We start from the raw sequence: 20,793 nt of genomic DNA on the forward strand, positions 1-20,793 counted from the left end.
CCTCCTCCTATTCCTGCATCGGGATGCGGACATTGTGTTCTTTTGCAAAATCCTGGGCTTCCGCGTAGCCGGCATCTGCATGGCGGATGATGCCCATGCCCGGATCTGAAACGAGCACGCGTTCAAGCTTTTTCTTTGCAGTTTCCGTCCCGTCCGCCACCACGACCATGCCTGAGTGGAGGGAATATCCCATGCCGACTCCTCCGCCGTGATGGAAGGAAACCCAGCTCGCCCCTGCAGATGTGTTTACGAGCGCGTTCAATACGGCCCAGTCTCCGATGGCGTCGCTGCCGTCCTTCATCGCTTCTGTCTCCCGGTTCGGCGAGGCGACAGAGCCGCAGTCAAGGTGATCACGGCCGATGACAACCGGAGCCTTCAGCTCTCCTGTTCGGACCAGTTCGTTGATGGCGAGGCCCATCTTCACACGCTCTCCGTAGCCAAGCCAGCAAATCCGGGCAGGCAGCCCCTGAAAAGCAACGTGTTCATGAGCCATGTCAATCCAGCGAAGCAGGGCTTCGTTTTCCGGGAACAGCTCTTTAATGAGCTCATCCGTGCGGTGGATGTCAGCCGGATCTCCTGATAGAGCCGCCCATCTGAACGGACCCTTCCCCTCGCAGAAAAGCGGCCGGATATAGGCAGGAACAAATCCCGGGAAGGCAAAAGCATCTTCCACTCCCTCATCTTTCGCCACTTGGCGGATGTTGTTGCCGTAGTCGAAAACGATCGTTCCCCGCTTTTGCAGTTCAATCATGCAGCGGACATGCTCCGCCATCGATGCTTTTGATTTTTGAACATAAAGGTCTGGATGGTCCTGTTTCAGCTGCAGCGCCTCATCTACCGTCATTCCATGAGGAAAATAGCCGTTCAGCGGGTCATGGGCAGAGGTCTGGTCGGTCAGAACGTCAATTTTGATTTTTCTTGCGAGCACTTCCTGAAGCACATCCACGGCATTTGCCACAAGGCCAATCGAAAGCGGGCGGCCTTCTGCCTTTGCTTCTTCCGCCCACTGCACCGCTTCGTCGAATGAATGTGTGAGCCTGTCGCAGTACTTGGTTTCAAGCCTTTTCTCAATTCTGCTTTGATCCGAATCTGCCGCAATGACTACGCCGCCGTTCATTGTCACAGCGAGCGGCTGCGCTCCTCCCATGCCCCCAAGTCCAGCCGTCAGCGTGATCGTCCCTTTCAGGCTTCCGCCGAAATGCTCTTTCGCTACAGCAGAAAAGGTTTCGTATGTTCCCTGGAGGATGCCCTGCGTGCCGATATAAATCCAGCTGCCTGCTGTCATCTGCCCGTACATCGTCAGCCCTTTTTGATCAAGCTCATGGAAGTTCTCCCAGTCTGCCCATTTAGGGACAAGAACAGAGTTTGAAAGCAGAACGCGCGGAGCATGCTCATGTGTTTTAAAAATCCCGACAGGCTTTCCTGACTGAATAAGCAGTGTCTCATCTCCTTCGAGTGATTTCAGCGAGCGGATAATGCCGTCAAGCGCCTCCTTGTTTCTCGCCGCTTTTCCAATCCCGCCGTAGACAATTAAGTCTTCCGGCTTTTCCGCTACCTCAGGATCAAGGTTATTCATCAGCATCCGAAGTGCCGCTTCCTGCTCCCATCCTTTACATTCAAGCTCTGTTCCCCGTTTTGCCCCCGTAAATTTCAATGTCATGATACAAATTCCCCCTTTGTGTCGTTATGATTTTTTTCAAACCGCTTCATATTTGTTTTTTTCAGAAGGGCTGCCGCCGCCTCGATATCTTTTGAGAACACCCGGTCCTTCGTGATGGCAGGGACAGCATTCCGGCCGTGAAAATAAAAGCGTCTCGTTGTCTCCGCCATTTTTTCAATTCCCCTGTAAGCCGCCGCTTCCATGGCGCAAATGAGTTCAATCGCAAGCACCCTTCGCACGTTCTGGATAATCTGATGGGCATGCCTTGAAGCAATGGTTCCCATGCTCACGTGGTCCTCCTGATTCGCCGATGACGGAATAGAATCAACGCTTGCCGGGTGGGCGAGTGTTTTATTTTCAGAAACAAGAGACGCCGCGCAGTACTGCATGATCATGGCACCGGACTGAAGACCCGGCATCGGACTTAAGAAAGGCGGGAGGTCATTCAGCTGCGGATTGACGAGGCGCTCGATTCTCCGCTCTGAAATATTAGCAAGCTCCGCCATTCCCACTTTTAAAAAGTCCATCGCAAACGCAATCGGCTGTCCATGGAAATTGCCGCCGGATAGCACTTTTCTGCCTTCATCAAAAATGAGCGGATTATCTGTCGCGGCATTCATTTCAATTTCCAGCTTTTCTTTTACATATGACAGCACCTGAAGACTTGCTCCGTGTACCTGGGGAATGCACCTGAGCGAGTAGGCATCCTGCACCCTGAGCTCGCCTTGATGCGTCACGAGATAGCTGCCGTTTAAGATGCCTCTAATACGCTCAGCCACCTCTGTCTGCTCCTTATAGCCCCTGGCAAGGTGAATGTCTTCATCGAATGCATCAATGATTCCTCTTAATCCTTCCAGTGTCATGGACGCAATGTAATCCGCCTGAAGCGCAACCGATTCTGCTTCGATGTAATTGACAAGCCCCATCGCCGTCATGGCCTGTGTGCCGTTAATGAGAGCGAGGCCCTCTTTTGCCTGAAGAGTGACAGGTTCCAAGCCTGCTGTATGAAAAGCTTCAGCAGTCTCCATTTGCTTCCCCTGATAAAGGACCTCCCCTTCTCCCGCAAGGACAAGAGCCATGTGGGAAAGCGGAGCAAGATCCCCGCTTGCACCGAGTGATCCCTGCTGCGGCACAACAGGGTGAATCCTCTTATTCAGCAGCTCGGCAAGCAGCTCCAGCACTTCTTTGCGTACACCTGAAAAACCCTTCAGAAGTGCATTGAGCCTGAGAAGCAGCATGCCTCTTGATACTTCTTCGGGAAATGGATCCCCGACACCGCACGCATGGCTTCTGATCAGGTTGATCTGCAATTCTTCCACATGCTCGGCATCAATCAGTACATCACTGAATTTTCCGAATCCCGTGTTTATGCCGTACACAACTTTTTTCTGCGCCACAATGGCGTCAACCGCTTTCCTGCTTTTCTCGACTTTTCCCCATACATGCTGGGGGATATGCACTGCTTCTTTGTCATAGATAATCTTTCTGGCCGCTTCAATTGTTAAGGAATGTCCCGTTAATTCAATCATCCCGCTTCTCCTTTTTATAGAAAAATGACAAACAAAAAGGAGGCCATACCAATAGAAACACTCAAAACGTGTTTTCTACTGATACAGCCCCCTGCTATCTCATAACTATGGGCGCATCTTATATGTGGTTAATTCCAAGCCCCATTGCCTCATGCTCGGAGCCTTTCACCGGCGCACCGATGGTTCCGTACAATGCAATCGCAATCCATTCGCCTTCTGTTTCTGCCTCGTACGGTTTGCCTCTGACAACCGCAAACCTGAGACCGACTGTCCTGAGCACGCTTCCAAGCTGAACCTGGCCGCGCGTCACACCATGAAGCGCTTCCATAATCGCATGGTACAAAGCATGCGTTTCCCGGTATCCGTCGGGCGAAATCACGCCAGAACGCTTCGCTGCCGTTTCAATGGCCGCCACTACTTTCTGCGTCTCCATTGATCCTGTCTTGCCCAAGCAAAATTGAAATCCCTGTTCTTTCAGCTTTTCGCCGTACAGATGCTCCTCTTCTTCAAGCAGAACAAGCTGCATGGCATTTTTTCCGATACGGTGATCTGGCTGTATGCTCATAAGTCATTTCTCACTTCGTACTGAATTTTCTGATAAACTAGTGTCTATCGTTAGTTTATGATTGAATGAGAAAAGTGTCAAGGGGTTAATTGATGTCTGATCCAGTGCTGCTGAAACGGACCGAAAGAATGACTTTTGTGATCGCCCAGCTGCCCAGATGAACAAATAGGAGCAAAGACAGCATCATCGCAGGACTCAAATCCACTCCGAAAAGCAGAAGGGTAAAGAAAAAATAGATGGCAACCATCGTAAAGATCCATGCGATCGACCGTGATTTCTGTTCGATGAAATGAAACACTTCATCTACACCTCTTTTTTTCTTCGCAAAATAAAGACCAAGCCACCAGGCAACCAGACCCGCTGCCATTCCCCCGTATACCCCGATAAAAGCCCCAGCTGATTCCATCAAACCTCTCCCCCATCCTCAAAAATAAAAATCTCTTCAATTCTGCACGTAAACGAGTTTGCAATCTTAAACGCAAGTTCCAAAGACGGATTGTACTTGCCGGATTCAATCGCAATAATCGATTGTCTTGAAACACCAACCTGAACCGAAAGCTGTTCCTGAGTCATTCCTTTTTCTGAGCGCATTTCCCTGATTCTGTTCTTCATGTTCATCCACCTTGTAAAGCTTCCTTTACGTTAAGTTTACTTTACATGGAATAAAAAGTAAATCTTTTTTCCAGCTCAACAGAAAAAAAGAAGAGAAGCATACGCCCCTCTTCTTGCTTTCCATTCTTGCGGTTATCTCAATCCGTATGCCTTAATGACATCCTGCGTGATTTTATTGCCCGCATCATCCCATGCAGATGCTCTTAGTGACACATGTTTGCTGTTTTTTGGATTGTTGATTTTAGCGGCCCATTTATTTTCTGCTGTTTGCTCAAGCTTTACTGTTTTCCATGACTTTCCTTCATTGAAAGACACTTCGAGCGAAGCACCTTCCAATTTTCCGTACCCTTCAACTCCGTCCAGTTTTGCTGCAGAGAGTTCCAGATTCGTTGATGGTGCGGCCAATGCATCGCCGTACATATCCGTTTCAACCTTGTAGTCAAGAGAATAAAGCGGAAGCGGTTTACGGGAGTAATCTTCTATTCCAGACCAGAAGGTCCACTCCGTGTGTGTGCTGACTGAGGTATCCCAACGTTCCGGATCTCGCTTGGCATCCGTTACTAAACGGTATTGCTTTCTTTCTTCTGAAATGCCGCTGAATACATTTAAAGCCTGACTTGTTCCTTGTTTAATCAGGGTATCTCCCTGATAAAGCTTGTGTGTTTGATTTTTAACCGATTCATCATATTCCGTACCGCCTGTGTGTCCTTTGCCAGAATCTGCCCAGGCAGGAATGTTAAACTGGAACGAGTTCCCGCTGCGGAATGGTGTCCAATATCCGTCACCCAGGCGAGGACGGACGACTGGCGAGAACCATTCTTCCTGCAGTCTTTCTCCTTTTTTATAAGTCACAGCAGGCTGGCGTACAGACCAAGGACTGTCTAAAACTTCAGCCTGGTGATACCAACGTGTTCCTTCAACAGCTGAGACCCACTCGGTCCGAACAGAAGGAAATTGCATTTTGTACATGAAGCCCACTGCTCTGACCGTATGAGGGCGCAAATCAAAGCGGAATTCCCCGCCAGAAGTTTCCTGATCAGACTTATAGCGTGCATCAATCTTTACAAGTTCGCTATTCGAAGGAGCATAGGTCAGATCTTTTGGAATATTTTCACCATGAACGTCCATTAAATCATAGACATATGGCGTGTTTGTTTCACCTTCAACAAACAGCTTCAGATTGCCTGAACGTGCAGCCTTAATTACTTTGTCTCCTTCGCTCTTGCTTATGCCTGCAACAGCAAGGGGAATGTCTGTGTAATCCGGATTGCCTGCATATACGCTGAACTCCGTATCTTCATAATTGACGATGATTAATAGCTTAGCTCCTGCTGCATGTGCGGCAGCAGCCTGCTCTGAAGGAGTGACATCCGCATTGCGGTCAACAACGACAGCTTTGCCTTTTGCATTCAATCGCTCAAAATCAGCCTGGGATCCGCTGCCTGCATAAACCGTTGATAAGTTATATTTTCCATCGAGCAGCGTGCTGCCTGCTAAAGGAATATCATCAAGCACTTTATCTTTAAAGTGAATTTGAAGATAAGGCTTGATTAAACGCCAACGGGTCAGCATTTCAAATTCTCCGTTTTTCACTTTCTTTGTTGGAGCAGCATACAGTTTATCAATCCATACCGGCGCCAAGTACACGTGGTTCATCGTTTTGCCGTCAAGAGAGCGGTAATATTCCAGGCGCTGATAGCTTGGCTCTGTCTCTTTTGGCACATTCACTTTTATTTCGTTTGCTTTCCTTGCGTCAAATTCTACGGTTTTAGGTCCATCCAGTACAAATTCAGGGTTTCCGACTAATGCAACCCCGTGGTGGTCTGTAGTTGCATCTACTTCCATCATGGACATAGCGGAGTAAGTTCCAGGGCGCAGACGGAATTCTGCTTCTCCATTTACAGCGACGAACTCTGGAATCATGTCCTTGTTAACGAGACCAACGTATGCAAGGGCAGGCTTGCCGCTGCGGTCTTTAGCTGTCATTTTTAACGTGTATTTTTCCTCTTCTTTCACCGTGCCGAGTGAAGTATGAGCCACTTGTTTGCCGTTTTCAAGTGCCGTCAAATGACCTTCATACCGGGCTCCGGCTTCACCAAGCTGCGGATTAAGCGTGAGGGAAACGGTTTTAGTGCCTCCAGCCGGAACCACAATCTCGCTTTCAGATATCGTCAGCATGCCATCTGGTGCAGCGTTGCCGTTTGTATTTTTAAAATCAGCCTGAAGAGTTAATGTAACCGCTGTGTCCGAATCATTTGTATACGTGACCGTTTTTTGTACAGGCTGTGCATCCGCGTTCGGCCATTTAAAGAAACCGAATGACAGAGAACCCGTTGCCCTTACTTTGCCTGCTGCTGCAGCCGGCAGATCCAGACGGCCTGTACCAATGTGATACGGAGAATATGGCAATTTTTTTGATGTGCTCATCAGTGCTTCTTTTAACTGAGTGCCGCTCCAGCCAGGATTCTTCTGCAAAAGAAGCGCGGCAGCACCTGCAACGTGCGGTGTAGCCATTGACGTTCCATTTAAACTTTTATAATAGCCTGTTCCGGCAGAAAGTCCTGAGCGCGCGGCAACGATGCCGACTCCCGGAGCTGATAAGTCAGGTTTTAGCGCCTTATCCCCATAGCGCGGTCCTTTAGATGAAAAACCTGCAATCTTATCAGACTTATCAACTGCTCCAATTGTTAGCGCAGCATCTGCAGCTCCAGGTGATCCAATCGCCCCTTCCGCTGAATAATTTCCTGCTGCGATGACAAACAGAGTTCCTTTTTCTTCACTGATCCGGTTGACTGCCTGTGCCATCGGGTCCGTTCCATCAGAAGGTTCAGAGCTTCCGAGACTCATATTCACGATCTTCGCGTTTTCAGCTGCCCATTCCATGCCGTCGATGATCCATGAATCAAGACCACTCCCTGAGTCATCCAGTACTTTTCCGACTACTAGACGAGCTTCAGGGGCAACCCCTTTATTCTTTCCTTCAGAAGCAGCGCCAGTTCCAAGGACGGTCGAGGCAACATGTGTGCCATGGCCGTGTTTGTCGTCAACCTGCTGGCCTGGAACAAAGCTTTTTGACGTTTCAATCTGGCCCGAAAAATCTGGGTGAGCCGGATCAATACCCGTATCAAGCACAGCTACTTTTACGCCTTCCCCTGTATAGCCGGATTCCCATACTTGCGGAGCACCGATCTGCGGCACGCTTTGTGCAAGAGATGCTTCTACTTTTCCATCCAGCCAGATTTTTTCAATTCCCTGTTCAAAAACAGCTGTTTCCGGTTTTGCTTTTGCTGAAGCTGCTGTCTCAGGGGTGATATCCTCCCAGAATGTTTCTGCCTCTTTTTTCGAAGCAGACAGTGCAGCTCCGTTTATACTTTCAAGAGTACGAACTTTTTTAGCTCCTTTTGGGTCTGATTTTACTTGAGCTGCCCGTGCTTTCGTCTCTTCATATTCCACGATTACGGGAAGAGAAGTGAGGCTTTTGTCGTCATAGCCATTTTCAATTAGTTCCGTTACGTTAAATAAATCCTTGTCCAATTTGTCAGCTGCCAAGTAAGGCATGGCCGAATTTGGAATCACGTACGTATCTTCACCAATGGTCAGAACTTGCGCTCCTGCACCGCTTCGATCAGCAGGCTCAACATTAATGGCGCTTTTGCCGTTTCCAATCTCTTGAACGGTCACCACGTCTCCTGTAATGAGAGTGATCTTGCGCTCGCCTTTCCCCGTTGTCTCATGAACGATGGCAGATTGATCCTTTTTTTCAGCACTTGGCTGATCAACAGCTTTGACGCTGCTGAACGTTGAGGACAGCATAACGGCAGATACAGATGTTGCGATTAGCGACTTTAAAACAGATTTTTCCACCAAACATCCCCCTAAAAAATTTAAATTGGTCCACTGCGCTCATCTGGATGCAATACACTTGAAAGAATGCGATCTCATAAGATGATTTGAATATGTTACTAGAATTGTATATTGCCGGAATGGAAGGTACAATCGGGGTTATTAAGCGGACTTTGAGACCTATTGATCACCAAAATTGATAGGTATTTGAATAAAAAAAGCAGGTATCTGATTCTAAATATCTAGTAAACGGGGTTTAAAATTGGGGTTTTTGTTTATTCGACCTTTTTTTTACACATAAAAAAAGGAACCTCCTCTGACTGGAGATTCCTTTTTGTTCCGTCTTTTAATGATGAGATGACGCTGCTTCTTTTTCTTTTAATAAAAGCTGAAACGTTTCCTGATCTGAACCTGCAGGAAGTTCGTATGAATCTTTATACGTTTCACTTCCCTTGCCGGTCACAAGGATCCAGTCACCCGCTTCAGCCATTTCCCATGCTTTTTGTATCGCAAGTGTCCGGTCAGGAACGACAAGGTCTTCTTTTTTCCCGCTGCCGCCGAGAAATGTTTTTAACTCTTCTATCATTTCTGCTGGTTCGACACCGTTTAAATCATCAAATGTCAAAACAGAACAGTCGCTCATTCGTGATGAGATTTCCATCATCTCCGCCCGTTTGCTTTCATCGCGTCCGCCTCTGAATCCAAACACATGATAGATCCGCTTTGCTCCGCAGTCTCTTGCAGTTTTCAAAATGTATTCAAACGCATCTGCCGTATGGGCATAATCAATGACAGCTGTGGCGCCTTCCGGATGATCGTACATTTCAAAACGCCCTGGCACATCCTTGAATGTCCGGAAGCCATCAATCAGCTTCGCCCGGTCCACACCGATTTTTCTGCCCGCCAAATATGCCATTGAGGCATTATATATATTGTGAAGACCCGGAATGCTCATGGAGAAATGAAGCTTTTCACCCTTTTCTGTCACTTCAAAATCAGAGCAGTGAACGTCATTTTCAGATGTGAACTGAAGGTCATCACTTTTCGAAGAACCAAATGTGGATACCTCAATATTCCGCTCCCGCAGTATGCCGGTGAGCTTTTGACCCCATTCATCATGCGTGCTGACAATGGCCTGTCCGCCCTGCTTCAGTTTTGAAAACAGCTGCTGCTTAACTTCAAAATATTCCTCTATCGTATTGTGATAATCGAGATGTTCATGAGCAAGGTTCGTAAAAAGACCAAGATCAAATTCGATGCCCTCGAGCCTTTTTTGCGAAAGCCCGTGAGAGGAAACCTCCATGATGACAACCTCGTCTTTGCTTTCAGCCAATAACCGCTGCAGCTCAAGCGCATCCGGGGTCGTATTCTTGGAACTGTATGCCTGTCCATTGATGACATTGTGAACCGTGCCGAAAAGCGCACATGAATACCCTGCGTGCTGCAAAATATGTCTCAGCATGAAAGAAGTGGTCGTCTTTCCGTTGGTGCCTGTAATGCCGATCATGATGTGTTTCCTTGAGGGATAGTCATAAAAATGCGCCGCCAGATTGGCAAGTGAGTCTCTGCTGTTTTCCACCCTTATATACGGCACAGGCAAACCTGTCAGGTCTTTTTCTCCAACAACAGCCGCAGCCCCTCTTCTGATTGCATCCTCTATATAATCATGGCCATCCCGTGCATAGCCTGAGATCGCTGTAAATAAGCAGCCTTCCTTGACTTTGGCTGAGTTTGCTTCAATTCCCGTAATTTCACAAGCTCCCAGATCATCCTGATGAAAAATGGAATGACCGGTCTGCTCAAGCAAAGTTAGTAAATTCATCGTTGATCTCCTTATTTCATGGCATCCGTTCTGTTATGTTGCATCAAAAAGAGCATTGTTATCAATTATGCGTTTTGTGATACCATATTTGTTCGAAACCATTCCGTTTTTTTGAGGGAAGCGGAGGATGAAAATGTTGGATATTGTCGAAACAGGTCGTAAGGCGCGGACTTCAGGGTCAATTTTAGGCTGAAGGGTTCATGTATGATTGGCACTAACGGACAAAATGGAGCTAACTGTCCAAATCAGAGTTCTAACAAGCGGAAACTACTGTCTAACAATCCAAACTACTGCTCTAACAAGCGAATTTGCCATTCTAACAGTCCAACCTCGCATCCTTACAATCCAAACAGAAAAAACGGCTCCATCCAAGGAGCCGCCAACAAAAGGGGGATCTATATTAACTATTCACAACCTCTTTTTGAGAAAGCTTCACCTTTTCAGTGACCTTCTCTCCCTGCCGGTAGAATTCTACGTCTATTTCATCCCCGATCGCCGTTTGTGAATAGAGGAATTTGCGCAGTTCACCTGAGCTTTTGATCTTCGTGCCGTTCATGGCAACAATCACGTCTCCTTCTTTCATGCCTGCTTCAGATGCAGGAGAACCCGGGCTGACACCCTGTACAAACACGCCCTCTGTCACATCATTTGGAAGCTTCAGCGTATTTGTGCGGTACTGCTCCGGCACCTGGCTCAGATCAATCAGGCCGACCCCAAGAAACGGACGGTCAACTTTTCCCTTTTCAAGCAGTTCATCCACAATCGGCTGCAGATCATTGCTTGGGATCGCAAAGCCGATGCCTTCAACACCGTCCTGGGTAATCTTCAGGCTGTTGATACCGATTACCTGACCGTTCATATTCAGCAGGGGACCTCCGCTGTTTCCCGGATTAATCGCAGCATCCGTCTGGATGACGCTCAAATCCCAATTTCCTTCAGACGTTTCAATCGGCACCGTCCGGTCTGTTCCGCTGATGATTCCTTCCGTCACTGTGCGGGAAAAATCCAGACCAAGCGGATTTCCAATCGCTACAACCCGTTCTCCTGCACGAAGCTTGCCTGAATCCCCGAACTGCGCGACTGCTTTTGCATACTTGCTGTCAATTTTCAAAACAGCCGTATCTGTCAGCGGATCAGCACCCACCAGTTCAGCTTCTGATTTCTCGCCGTCCGAGTACGTTATTTCAATGCTGCTTGCGCCTTCAATGACGTGATTATTTGTAATGATGTAAGCCGTGTTCCCGTCTTTTTTGAAAATAACCCCGGAGCCGGTACCTGCTTCAGCGCTCTGCGTGCCGCCTCCAAAGCTGCGCTGCTGCTGTTTATTGGAAATACCGACAATCGCAGGGGACAGGTTTTCAACCATATCAGCAATATTATTCGTTGAACTGAGCGGCTGCGTATTTACCTCATTCGTGCTGTTTTCCTGAGCGGTGTTGGAATCAACAGAATAAGAAGGCTGATTGCTGCCGGTCTCTTCTTCAAAATACGGCTGAACACCAAGAACAAGCGCCCCGCCCACTACACCGCTGATAACCGATGAAAGAATGCCTCGCATTCTGGACGGCTTCTTCTGCGGCTGTACGTATCTGTTGGTCTCCCGTGATTCCTGCTCCATTGCCTCTTTCCGTTCCGTATCATCGTAATATCCCATCTTCATTCCTCCCGGTGAATTTCTTTGTTGACTCTACTATAAGAAATCTTTTTGGGAGAAAGATGAGAGAAATGTGGGAAATTGTAAGAAAAGCGGAATCGCTCGTTTAGCTCCGGGAGCCAGATAAGAATCCGGCGGAAAAGTCCGGGTTTGACTTTTTTGACGGATTTGTTCTGGCAGAGGAGTTGAGCGATGGAGCTGGACACCACGAAAAGCGGAATCAGCCGTTTAGCTCCGATAGGCAGATAAGAAATCACCCGAAAAGTCCGGGCCCCGCCTTTTTGGGGGATTTTGTCTGACAGAGGAGTTGGCTGATTGAGCTAGACACCACGAAAAGCGGAGCCGACCGTTTAGCCCTGACAGGCAGAAAAGAAATCACCCGAAAAGTCCGGGTTTGACTTTTTGGGGGATTTTGTTCTGACGGAAGGGCTGGGAGGCGAAGCTAGACATCAAAAAAATGATTTCCCCCGCTCCCCCATAGTATAATGACCAATAAGAGGAGGGTGAATCAGAATGACGTATTCGATTTTCCTTGTTGAAGATGAACAGAATCTCAATGATTTACTGACAAAATACCTTGAAAAAGAAGGATACAGCGTGACTGCTTTTACAGACGGAGAAAGCGCGCGCAGTGCCATAGACAAGACGCCGCACTTGTGGGTGCTCGATATTATGGTTCCCGGTGTAGACGGATATCAGCTTATCAAAGAGATCAAAGCGGCTTCACCGGATACCCCGGTTATTTTCATATCCGCACGGGATACGGATATTGACAGGGTGCTCGGCCTTGAGCTAGGAAGCGATGATTACATATCAAAGCCGTTTCTCCCAAGGGAGCTCGTCATCCGGGTTCAGAAGCTCTTGACCCGTTTGTATGAATCCGCCCCGGTGAAAAATACGGTGACTTTACCTCCATACACAATTGACGAAAGCATCCGTTCCGTTTCGCTTGACGGCAAGAACCTGAACTTGACATCAAAGGAATTTGACCTACTTTTACTGTTCCTGCATAACAAAGGACAGGCCTTTTCACGCGAGCAGATGATTGAGCACATTTGGGGAAGTGATTATTTCGGGACGGACCGGGTCGTGGATGACCTGGTGCGGAGACTTAGAAAGAAAATGCCGGACTTGAAAATTGAAACCATTTACGGGTACGGATACAGGATGCTGACTGCCTGATGAAAAACAAATCTCTAGCCTTTCAGATCTGGATTGTCATTTCAGGCATCCTACTATTAATTTCGCTTGTTTTGATGATCATTTTTCCGACAACCCTGAGAAACTTTTTTACCAATGAAATCTACAATACGATTGAAAATGAGCAGCACATCCTGACCGAATACCGCCTGCAGGGGGATATGGAGATGGACCCGCTGAATCCAAACGGCGAGAAGCTGTCTCCGGACCGCTCGGTTCAGCACATCATCCTTCCTGAAAATGCGCCTTTCTTTTATAACGAAAAAAAGCTCCCGCTTCGCTTCTTGCAGGAGACCCAGTCTCTTGCAGCGAATCAGGAAGCCATTACAGAGGAATATTCAAGAGTGATAGGCGACGAACGGCTCTTTTTTGTCATCAAAAAAGTCTCGCTAGACGGACAGCCAGCCTTTTTGCTTTCCTATGCATGGGACTCCTACAGAAACGACCTTGTTCTGACCCTGTTCAAACAGCTTGTCCTTGTCATGATCATCGTCTTTCTGTTCAGCTGGATTCCGTCCATCTGGCTTGCAAAATACCTGTCGCGCCCGCTGGTTTCACTTGAGAAGGATGTCAAACGGATATCCAATGAAGACTGGCATGAGCCTGTAGTGCTTGAGCGCAGCGATGAAATCGGAAAGCTTGGTTCTTCCATTGAACAAATGCGTCAGAGGCTTGTGAAAAAAGATGAAGCCCAGCGAACGCTTCTTCAAAACATTTCACATGATTTGAAGACTCCTGTCATGGTCATCAGAGGCTATGCAAAATCCGTCAATGATGGCATCTATCCGAAGGGCGACCTGACAAGCACGATGGACGTCATTGAAGAAGAATCAGAACGGCTTGAGAAAAAAATCAAAGACCTCCTTTACATCACAAAACTTGATTACCTCTCATCCCGGAATGCTTCAAAAGAAAAACTGCACTTGAACCGGATTGTCCAGGAGGTCATCGACCGGATCAGATGGAGCCGGCAGGAACTCGACTACAGCATCCAGCTTGAAGAAGCCGTCATTCACGGAGACGCTGAGCTTTGGATGAAACTTCTTGAAAACCTGTTTGAAAATCAGCTGAGATATGCAGATACAATCATCGGCGCCAGGCTTATCCGCGAAGGCTCTGACTATCTGCTTAAAATCTGGAACGACGGCCCTCCGATTGAGGAGGATATTCTGCCGCACCTGTTTGAACCGTTCCACAAAGGAAGCAACGGAGAATTCGGCCTCGGCCTGAACATCGTCAAGCGCATTGCAGAGCTGCACGGGGGAAAGGTCTGGGCAGTGAATGAACAGGGTTTGAGTACGTTTTATGTGAAGGTTCCGGTGTAATATAACAAAAAAAGCCATGAGAAACGGTGTATCCGCTTCTCATGGCTTTTTTTGAAGATGGTACTTGATCTTTTATTTTCTCAATTAAAAGCGCGCAACGTATGCTGATTTGTATTGAAAGTTTATTAAGTATTATTTAAAAATGGCAATATTTCGAACAAATATTACCAAATGTATCTTTTTAATGGAAAAAATTATACAATAAATTAGAACGTTCGTTCAATTTAAAGGAAGGAGTTATAATACATTTTGGACAAAAGGCGTTATAACAGTGAAGATGCTAAGCGTGAAATTATGGAAAAAGCGACCTTGATATTTTCTCAAAAAGGCTACAATCAAACTTCTGTACAGGACATATCAAAAGCCTCTGGTTATAGCAAAGGTCACATTTATTATCATTTTGGAAATAAAGAAAAACTGTTTGTTTTACTAGCACAAAACACGATGCAGGATTGGTATACAAAATGGATGGAAAAAGAATCATCCTATAACACTGCAACGGAAAAACTCTATGGGATCGCAAAGCATGTCCTTTATAACTACCAGACTCCTTTATTAAAAGGAGGACAAGAACTCGCCTCAAATCCTGCCTCAAGTTCAGAATCTGTAAAAGCATTATTTGAGTTAGCAGTCATTCCTATGGGTTCATATCGTTCCATTCTTCAAGAAGGAGTGGAAAAGGGAGAATTTGAAGATGGAAATATTGATGAGTGGACCTTGCTTGTTGGAACATGGTTGGGGGGTTTATGTCAGTTGACGAACACACACCAATTGAATACGCTTGAACCTCTTTTTAACCAAGCCATTACAATCTTTGCAGCGTCCATTAGGAGGAGGAAATAAAAATGAAAATAGCATTAATCGGTGACAGTTTAACTGAAGGTCGTCCTGGTGTTTCTTTCTTCAACATACTAGAAGAAAAATTTCCAAATATATCGTTTGATAACCTTGGCAAACCAGGAGAGTCAGTTAAAAGTTTATATACTCGTCTATTAAAAACAAAGTTAGATAGAGATTATGATCTTATTTTCCTTTGGATTGGCGTAAATGATGTTTATTCGAAAATGCTGAGTGTTCAAGCACAACCAGCAGCAAAAAATCATAATGAGTTCAAAGCTTATTACGAGAAAATATTAGACCTGATTCTTTCATCATCGAAGAAAGTCGTAGCAGTTACCCCTGCATTAGTTGGTGAAAATGCGAATAATACTCCCAATCATGAAATCAAAGAATTAAATCTTCTAATTCAATCCATCACTCGTGATCAAGTAAATGTAAGTTTTCTGGATATCCATTCAGTCTTTTTAACTCACCTTTCAAAAGTTAACAGTTCAGATTATATCAGCACAAAAGTAATGAGAGTAATGGTGGATGTTCTTTTTTATAAGAAACCTTCAAGAATTGACAGGTTATCAAAAAAACGAGGTCTTCACCTTACATTAGATGGTATACACCTAAATAGTGCTGGTGCAGAAATTGTTGCAGAGATTTATGCATCCGAAATCACGCGTTTGACATACAAGAATCAAGACGCAATTCAGTCATGATAAAGGCTAGAGGTGTTGTCGAATAGAAGAGGAGTGGGATGCCGGTGATTAGAAAAGTTGCGATTGTAACGGGTGGTGCTTCAGGGATAGGCAGGGCAATTTGCAGGGAACTAGTGAAACAGAATGTCTTCGTTATCATTTCAGATATTGATGAACAAGCAGGAAGAAATTTTGAAATCGAATTGAACAAAGAATCAATAAGTGCTAGGTATGCCTATTTAAATGTCACTGATTATAATAGTGTAGAGCGATTATTTACAGATTTATTTCAAGAATTTTGCCGGATCGACTATCTTTTTAATAATGCTGGTATGGTTATGTACGGTGAACTCTATGATATGACGATAGAAAACTGGAAAGAAATCATGGATGTTAACCTATGGGGAGTCATTAATGGAACTCAAGTAGGATATAATCTCATGAAAAAACAAGGATTTGGCCATATTGTGAACACAGCTTCAGCAGCAGGTTTAGGACCTTCTCCAGTATCTTCAGCATATGCAACTACAAAACATGCGGTTGTAGGCTTAACCACTTCGCTTCATTATGAAGCAGAGGAATTCGGAATTAAAGTTAGCACACTTTGCCCCACGTTTGTTGATACCCCTATTTTCGAAAGCGCACAAGCAATTAATATCAATAAGGCAATTATTACCCAACAACTAAAGAAGCAAAAAATGATGTCTCCTGAAAAACTAGCTAAAATAGCATTAGATGGGATTCATAAAAACAAACCTATCATATGCCCAATGCCGATGCGTCGAACAATGGATATTTTCTTCACGCTGTTTCCGCCGGCACACAAAGGACTAATGAGGTTAGTTTGTAAAGTAAGCAGGAAAGCAAGGATTTCTGGAAATTGAACTTTTTAGATAGGGCAAGTCTTTTACACTATTACATTAGGATGAAGCGGTAATAGAATTGATTGCTCAAATAAATACTTAGCTGAGCAGGTTCCTGCCATATCCTATGCTAATCTCTTCCCATTAAAACCTTTGTATATCATAAAAGAGCATACAAGCAGCTATTCTAGAGTATGCTCTTTTATGTGATATTTAATTAGCTGATTAAGATGCTGGCACTACGCAACCAAACTTTTTTTCTTTATATATTTCGTTTTCCAATCAGCTTTTTCTTTTGTTAGTATTGGTGAGCTAATTAACATCTCCCAAATAAACCTTCTCCGGCTTTTCCCCAAGATGAAGCTTCATAATCTCATCTCTCACCGTGACGGGATACAGCCTGTAATCCCTCAATGCTTCTACAGGTAGCCATTCCACTCCAACCTGACCGTCATCCGGCACCGTTCCCGCTGCAGGTTCAGGCTGCCCCTGTTTGATGGTGCAGAGAAACATCATATCCAGCTGATGAAATCCCTGATCATCAAATCCGTGGTTTCCGCCGACATAATCCCTGACAAATACCAGCTCGTGAATGTCTACTTCTACCCCTATTTCTTCAAGACATTCCCTGCGCAGGTTTTCGTGCAGATTCTCACCCTGTTCCTGTCCGCCGCCAGGCAGAATGTAATAATACCCCTGATCATCCTCTTTTTTGATGGCAACAAGGTTTCCATCCTTTAGTATGATAGCTTTTGAAGCTGTCCGAACCATAGTGAAATCCCCCTTGGAAAATAATAGCTTTTTTATTATAGAGGACTTTCCTGAATTCGAACAGGTATTTTAATAGCCTGTAGGCCAATTGGCAAGCCTGCGCTCGCTTTTCGTTCCGTTTTTGTATGAAGCGTATTCCAGCGCCTTGCACAAATATTTCCTTGTATCTCTTGGATCAATGACATCATCGAGGTAGTGTTTGGAAGCTGCTTTATAGGGAGAACTGTCAAAAGCCCACTGCTCGAGAAGCTTTTTCCGTGCCTCTTCCTGATTGGCTTCCTCCTGCAGCTGTCTTCCATACACGACATTAATACCCACTTCGGGTCCTGTGAAATTAATCTCGGCTGTCGGCCAGGCAAAAACGAAGTCCGCACCCATTGATGGACCGCACATGTTTCCGTAAGCTGCCCCGACACTTTTTCTAATAACAACTGAAATCTTAGGTACAGTAGACTGGGCAAGAGCCTGGTTCCAGATCATAATTTTAGTAGGCATTTTTTCCCATTCAGCATCCTGGCTGATTCTGAATCCGGGCGTATCGTGCAGGAAGATCAGCGGAATATGGTAAGAATCACATAAACATATAAAATCAATGGCTTTATCGCACTCTTTCGGGCCTGCTGCACCGGCAAATTTCTTCGGCTGATTGGCTACAATGCCTGCCGTTCTTCCTCCCATTCTCACAAAAGCCGTGATCAGGCCTTCCCCGTACATCGCTTTATACTCAAACATCTCCCCTGCATCAGCAAGGTCCCTGATTATCTCTTTCATATCATAGACTCTGTTTTTCTGTTTCGGAAGAATGTCAAGAACCCTTTCAAGCTTTCTGTACGGATCGTCATCTGTTTCTTTAAACATGGGTTCCTCCCCGCTATTCAGCGGCATATAGCTGAAGAATTTTTTCATCTGCATGATGCATTCTTCTTCTGTATCGCCAAAAGAGTCTGACTGGCCTGTGTGATCCGCATGAACCCTCCATCCTCCAAGCTCTTCCGTTTCTACTTTTTGCCCGGTAGCCATAGAAAGCATTCTCGGACCTGCAATCGCCATGCAGGTTCCTTTCAGCATTGTGACGAAGTCAGATGAAACGGCCATCCATGTTGGGCCGCCGAAGCTGTCGCCTAGAATTGCCGTCATCAAAGGAACCTGCCTCGAATGAGTCAGCATTTCCTGCGGGAAAAGCTTGTCGCTGATTCCGTCAGACCCCATTCCATCAGGCATTCTGAGTCCTCCGCCTTCATTCAGGTTAAAAAGAGGAAGGCCCCTTTTCAAAGCATATTCATGTACTTTTTTAGATTTGCGGATATGGACGGCCCCCTCTGTACCGGCAAAAACGGTTTTATCACCGGCCATTACAACAGCAGGCCTTCCGTCGACTTTTGCAAGACCTGTAATCAGACCGTCTCCGTAGCTTTTTTCAGCTGCGCCTTCCTTGTCTGAATGATTCAGCATTCCGAGCTCAAGAAAACTGTCATCATCTGCAAGCAGGGCAATTCTTTCTCTCGCCGTGTAAAACCCGCTGCTGTGCTGGCGGTCTATTTTGTCCTGTCCTCCTCCAAGGAGCGCTTTTTGTTTTCTTCTGTGCAAGTCAAGTACTGCATCATCCACCTCGTTTGCATGTGTTTTCATTTCGCTGCCTCCCTCGTTGTTTTTAATTCCCTTCTCAATACTTTGCCTGAGCTTGTGGCAGGCAGGGCATCCAGAAATTCAACTTCTCCTGGTGATTTATAGATGGCCATATGCGCTTTTGCCCATGTTAAAATTTCCTTCTCGGTTACCTTGCCCTTATATTCAGGAGCAAGCACAATAAAAGCTTTGACGCGTTCTCCCTTTTCTTCATCGGGCATTCCGATTGCCGCACTTTGCATAACTGCGGGATGCTCGTTCAGCAGCGCCTCGACATCTTCAGGAAACACACTGTAGCCTGACGTTTTTATCATCTCTTTCAGTCGCCCGTAAAAGTAAAGATAGCCATCCGGATCCAGCATTCCGATATCCCCCGTCCTCACGTAGCCGTTAACAATTGTTTCCAGTGTTTCATCCGGTCTGTTCAAGTATCCTTTAAAAATTCCCGGATTGCGGACCGCGATTTCTCCGCGCTGTCCCTGTTCGCACGGCTGACCGGTTTCAGGATCCACGATCAGAATGTGATTTTGATAGACCGGTATTCCGCAGCTTCCAAACTTAATCTTATCCTTCGGCATGAAAGTATCGCATGTATGAGTTTCGCTCAGTCCGTATGATGCCTCGTGCATCAGGCATCCTTTTGTAAGCTCACTCCACCTGTCAGCAAGCTCCTTTGTTACAGCCGTTCCAAAACTTGTCGCCGGATTATGCTTCAAGGATGATAAATCTCTGTGTTTTGCTCCAGGTGTCTTCAGAATCGCCGCATTCATGGGGGCAATGCTGTACCAGACAGTCACTTTATAGGTTTCAATTGCTTCAGCGGCCGTTTCTGGGTCGAACCTTGTCAGGAGGATGCACGTGTTTCCTGTATAAACAGGAATGTTTACTCCCATGACCATCCCTGCGATATGGCAGAGAGGGGCTGCGGCAAGAGAAACATCCTGTTCCCCCATCTCATTTGCCTGAGCTGTTGCCGCCGTTTTATAAAGGGAACTTCCGCATGTGAGCAGGGCTCCTTTTGGTCTTCCTGTTGTTCCCGAAGTAAAAACCATCAGACCTTCGCCTTCCCATAAATCAATAGGAGCACTCTCTTCCAGCGGGTCCTCATACTGAAAAATATCCTGAATATCCTTGGCGGACGAGTCTTTTTGTTTTTGTCTTTCCAAATCGGAAGGGAGCTTAAAGATTGGAGCATTAGGCAGAAAATCCCCGTAGTGAGCCGTTACAGCCAATAGGTCGGTCTTATTTGATTCTGCGGCTGCTTTTACTCTTTGAAACAGCTCATCTCCTGCAATAACTGCTTTCATGCCTGACTCTTTCAGAAAATAAGACAGTTCGGATTCTTTGTACATCGGATTAAGAGGAACTGCCACACCGCCAATTTTTTGAATGGCGTAGTGGGCGATGATATACTGCGGACAATTTTGCATATACAGCCCAACAGCATCCCCCTGCCCAATTCCATTGCGGCTCAGATATGCTGATAATTGGCAGGTTTTTTTGTAGAGCTCTCTCCACGTAATCTTATTTCCATAGTAAATATAGGCTGCCGAGTCAGGCTTTTCTTCAGCGTGTCTCTTCATGTACTCATGAAGCGGCTTTTCTCCCTGTTGATAGATAAGCGTTTCAGAAAGATAATCTGGCCAATAAGCTGTCATCTTCATTCCCCATTTCATTGAGATCTTCAGACTGACCGGTTAGTATGTTATTCTCTTATTATACAAATAGATCGTTGTCAGAGAAATGATTATGTTAAATTTTTCTATAATCATGCTAAAATAAAAAGAAAACAACAGG

The 20,793-nt window shown here is 45.9% G+C and carries 16 protein-coding genes; 5 read left to right on the forward strand and 11 right to left on the reverse strand.

The window, feature by feature from the left end:
* Positions 1-7: 7 nt before the first annotated feature.
* The 8 genes from hutU to ACK1LH_RS18275 all read right to left on the reverse strand — a co-directional run bounded on the left by hutU (position 8) and on the right by ACK1LH_RS18275 (position 11,685).
* Positions 8-1,660: a urocanate hydratase gene (gene hutU / locus ACK1LH_RS18240; protein ID WP_411333849.1), complete on the reverse strand. Its 1,653-nt coding sequence runs from the start codon at positions 1,658-1,660 to the stop codon at positions 8-10.
* Complete coding sequence (hutH, locus tag ACK1LH_RS18245; RefSeq protein WP_051827381.1) at positions 1,657-3,189, reverse strand: histidine ammonia-lyase; 1,533 nt, start codon at positions 3,187-3,189, stop codon at positions 1,657-1,659. The genes hutU and hutH overlap by 4 nt, the downstream gene beginning before the upstream one ends.
* A 118-nt stretch (positions 3,190-3,307) precedes the next feature.
* On the reverse strand, positions 3,308-3,754 hold the full coding sequence (hutP, locus tag ACK1LH_RS18250) for a hut operon transcriptional regulator HutP (RefSeq protein WP_029284403.1): 447 nt from the start codon (positions 3,752-3,754) through the stop codon (positions 3,308-3,310).
* 85 nt (positions 3,755-3,839) lie between these two features.
* Complete coding sequence (locus ACK1LH_RS18255) at positions 3,840-4,160, reverse strand: hypothetical protein (RefSeq protein WP_051827382.1); 321 nt, start codon at positions 4,158-4,160, stop codon at positions 3,840-3,842.
* A complete protein-coding gene (locus ACK1LH_RS18260) occupies positions 4,160-4,366 on the reverse strand; it encodes a helix-turn-helix transcriptional regulator (RefSeq protein ID WP_029566726.1) in 207 nt (68 codons plus the stop codon). The genes ACK1LH_RS18255 and ACK1LH_RS18260 overlap by 1 nt, the downstream gene beginning before the upstream one ends.
* A 132-nt stretch (positions 4,367-4,498) precedes the next feature.
* Positions 4,499-8,230 carry a S8 family peptidase gene (locus tag ACK1LH_RS18265; RefSeq protein ID WP_411333851.1) on the reverse strand — a complete coding sequence of 1,244 codons (3,732 nt, stop codon included), beginning with the start codon at positions 8,228-8,230 and terminating at the stop codon, positions 4,499-4,501.
* A gap of 325 nt (positions 8,231-8,555) precedes the next feature.
* The gene (locus ACK1LH_RS18270; protein ID WP_411333852.1) at positions 8,556-10,031 is read right to left on the reverse strand and encodes a UDP-N-acetylmuramoyl-L-alanyl-D-glutamate--2,6-diaminopimelate ligase; all 1,476 of its coding nucleotides are present in this window, start codon (positions 10,029-10,031) and stop codon (positions 8,556-8,558) included.
* Between the two features lie 400 nt (positions 10,032-10,431).
* Positions 10,432-11,685: a S1C family serine protease gene (locus ACK1LH_RS18275; RefSeq protein WP_051865598.1), complete on the reverse strand. Its 1,254-nt coding sequence runs from the start codon at positions 11,683-11,685 to the stop codon at positions 10,432-10,434.
* A 513-nt stretch (positions 11,686-12,198) separates the two neighbouring features.
* On the opposite strand from ACK1LH_RS18275, the gene ACK1LH_RS18280 reads away from it, so the two are divergent.
* The 5 genes from ACK1LH_RS18280 to ACK1LH_RS18300 all read left to right on the forward strand — a co-directional run bounded on the left by ACK1LH_RS18280 (position 12,199) and on the right by ACK1LH_RS18300 (position 16,620).
* Complete coding sequence (locus tag ACK1LH_RS18280) at positions 12,199-12,867, forward strand: response regulator transcription factor (protein ID WP_029566860.1); 669 nt, start codon at positions 12,199-12,201, stop codon at positions 12,865-12,867.
* Entirely contained in the window at positions 12,867-14,210 is a 1,344-nt protein-coding gene (locus ACK1LH_RS18285) for a sensor histidine kinase (protein ID WP_029566861.1), read from the forward strand. The genes ACK1LH_RS18280 and ACK1LH_RS18285 overlap by 1 nt, the downstream gene beginning before the upstream one ends.
* A gap of 249 nt (positions 14,211-14,459) precedes the next feature.
* Positions 14,460-15,053, forward strand: a complete 594-nt coding sequence (locus tag ACK1LH_RS18290; RefSeq protein WP_029566862.1) for a TetR/AcrR family transcriptional regulator — start codon at positions 14,460-14,462, stop codon at positions 15,051-15,053.
* Between the two features lie 2 nt (positions 15,054-15,055).
* A complete protein-coding gene (locus tag ACK1LH_RS18295; RefSeq protein ID WP_411333853.1) occupies positions 15,056-15,757 on the forward strand; it encodes an SGNH/GDSL hydrolase family protein in 702 nt (233 codons plus the stop codon).
* 38 nt (positions 15,758-15,795) lie between these two features.
* Positions 15,796-16,620 (forward strand): SDR family NAD(P)-dependent oxidoreductase, encoded by an 825-nt coding sequence (locus ACK1LH_RS18300; protein WP_411333854.1) that lies wholly within the window; start codon positions 15,796-15,798, stop codon positions 16,618-16,620.
* 291 nt (positions 16,621-16,911) lie between these two features.
* Here ACK1LH_RS18300 and ACK1LH_RS18305 read toward each other — a convergent pair whose 3' ends face one another.
* The 3 genes from ACK1LH_RS18305 to ACK1LH_RS18315 form a co-directional block, all read right to left on the reverse strand.
* The gene (locus tag ACK1LH_RS18305) at positions 16,912-17,370 is read right to left on the reverse strand and encodes an NUDIX domain-containing protein (protein WP_029284421.1); all 459 of its coding nucleotides are present in this window, start codon (positions 17,368-17,370) and stop codon (positions 16,912-16,914) included.
* Positions 17,371-17,439: 69 nt separating this feature from the next.
* Complete coding sequence (locus tag ACK1LH_RS18310; protein ID WP_411333856.1) at positions 17,440-18,999, reverse strand: acyl-CoA carboxylase subunit beta; 1,560 nt, start codon at positions 18,997-18,999, stop codon at positions 17,440-17,442.
* A complete protein-coding gene (locus tag ACK1LH_RS18315) occupies positions 18,996-20,654 on the reverse strand; it encodes an AMP-binding protein (protein ID WP_411333857.1) in 1,659 nt (552 codons plus the stop codon). The genes ACK1LH_RS18310 and ACK1LH_RS18315 overlap by 4 nt, the downstream gene beginning before the upstream one ends.
* Between the last annotated feature and the right edge of the window lie 139 nt (positions 20,655-20,793).

The organism is Metabacillus indicus (assembly GCF_046603695.1).
Lineage (GTDB): Bacteria > Bacillota > Bacilli > Bacillales > Bacillaceae > Bacillus_P > Bacillus_P indicus.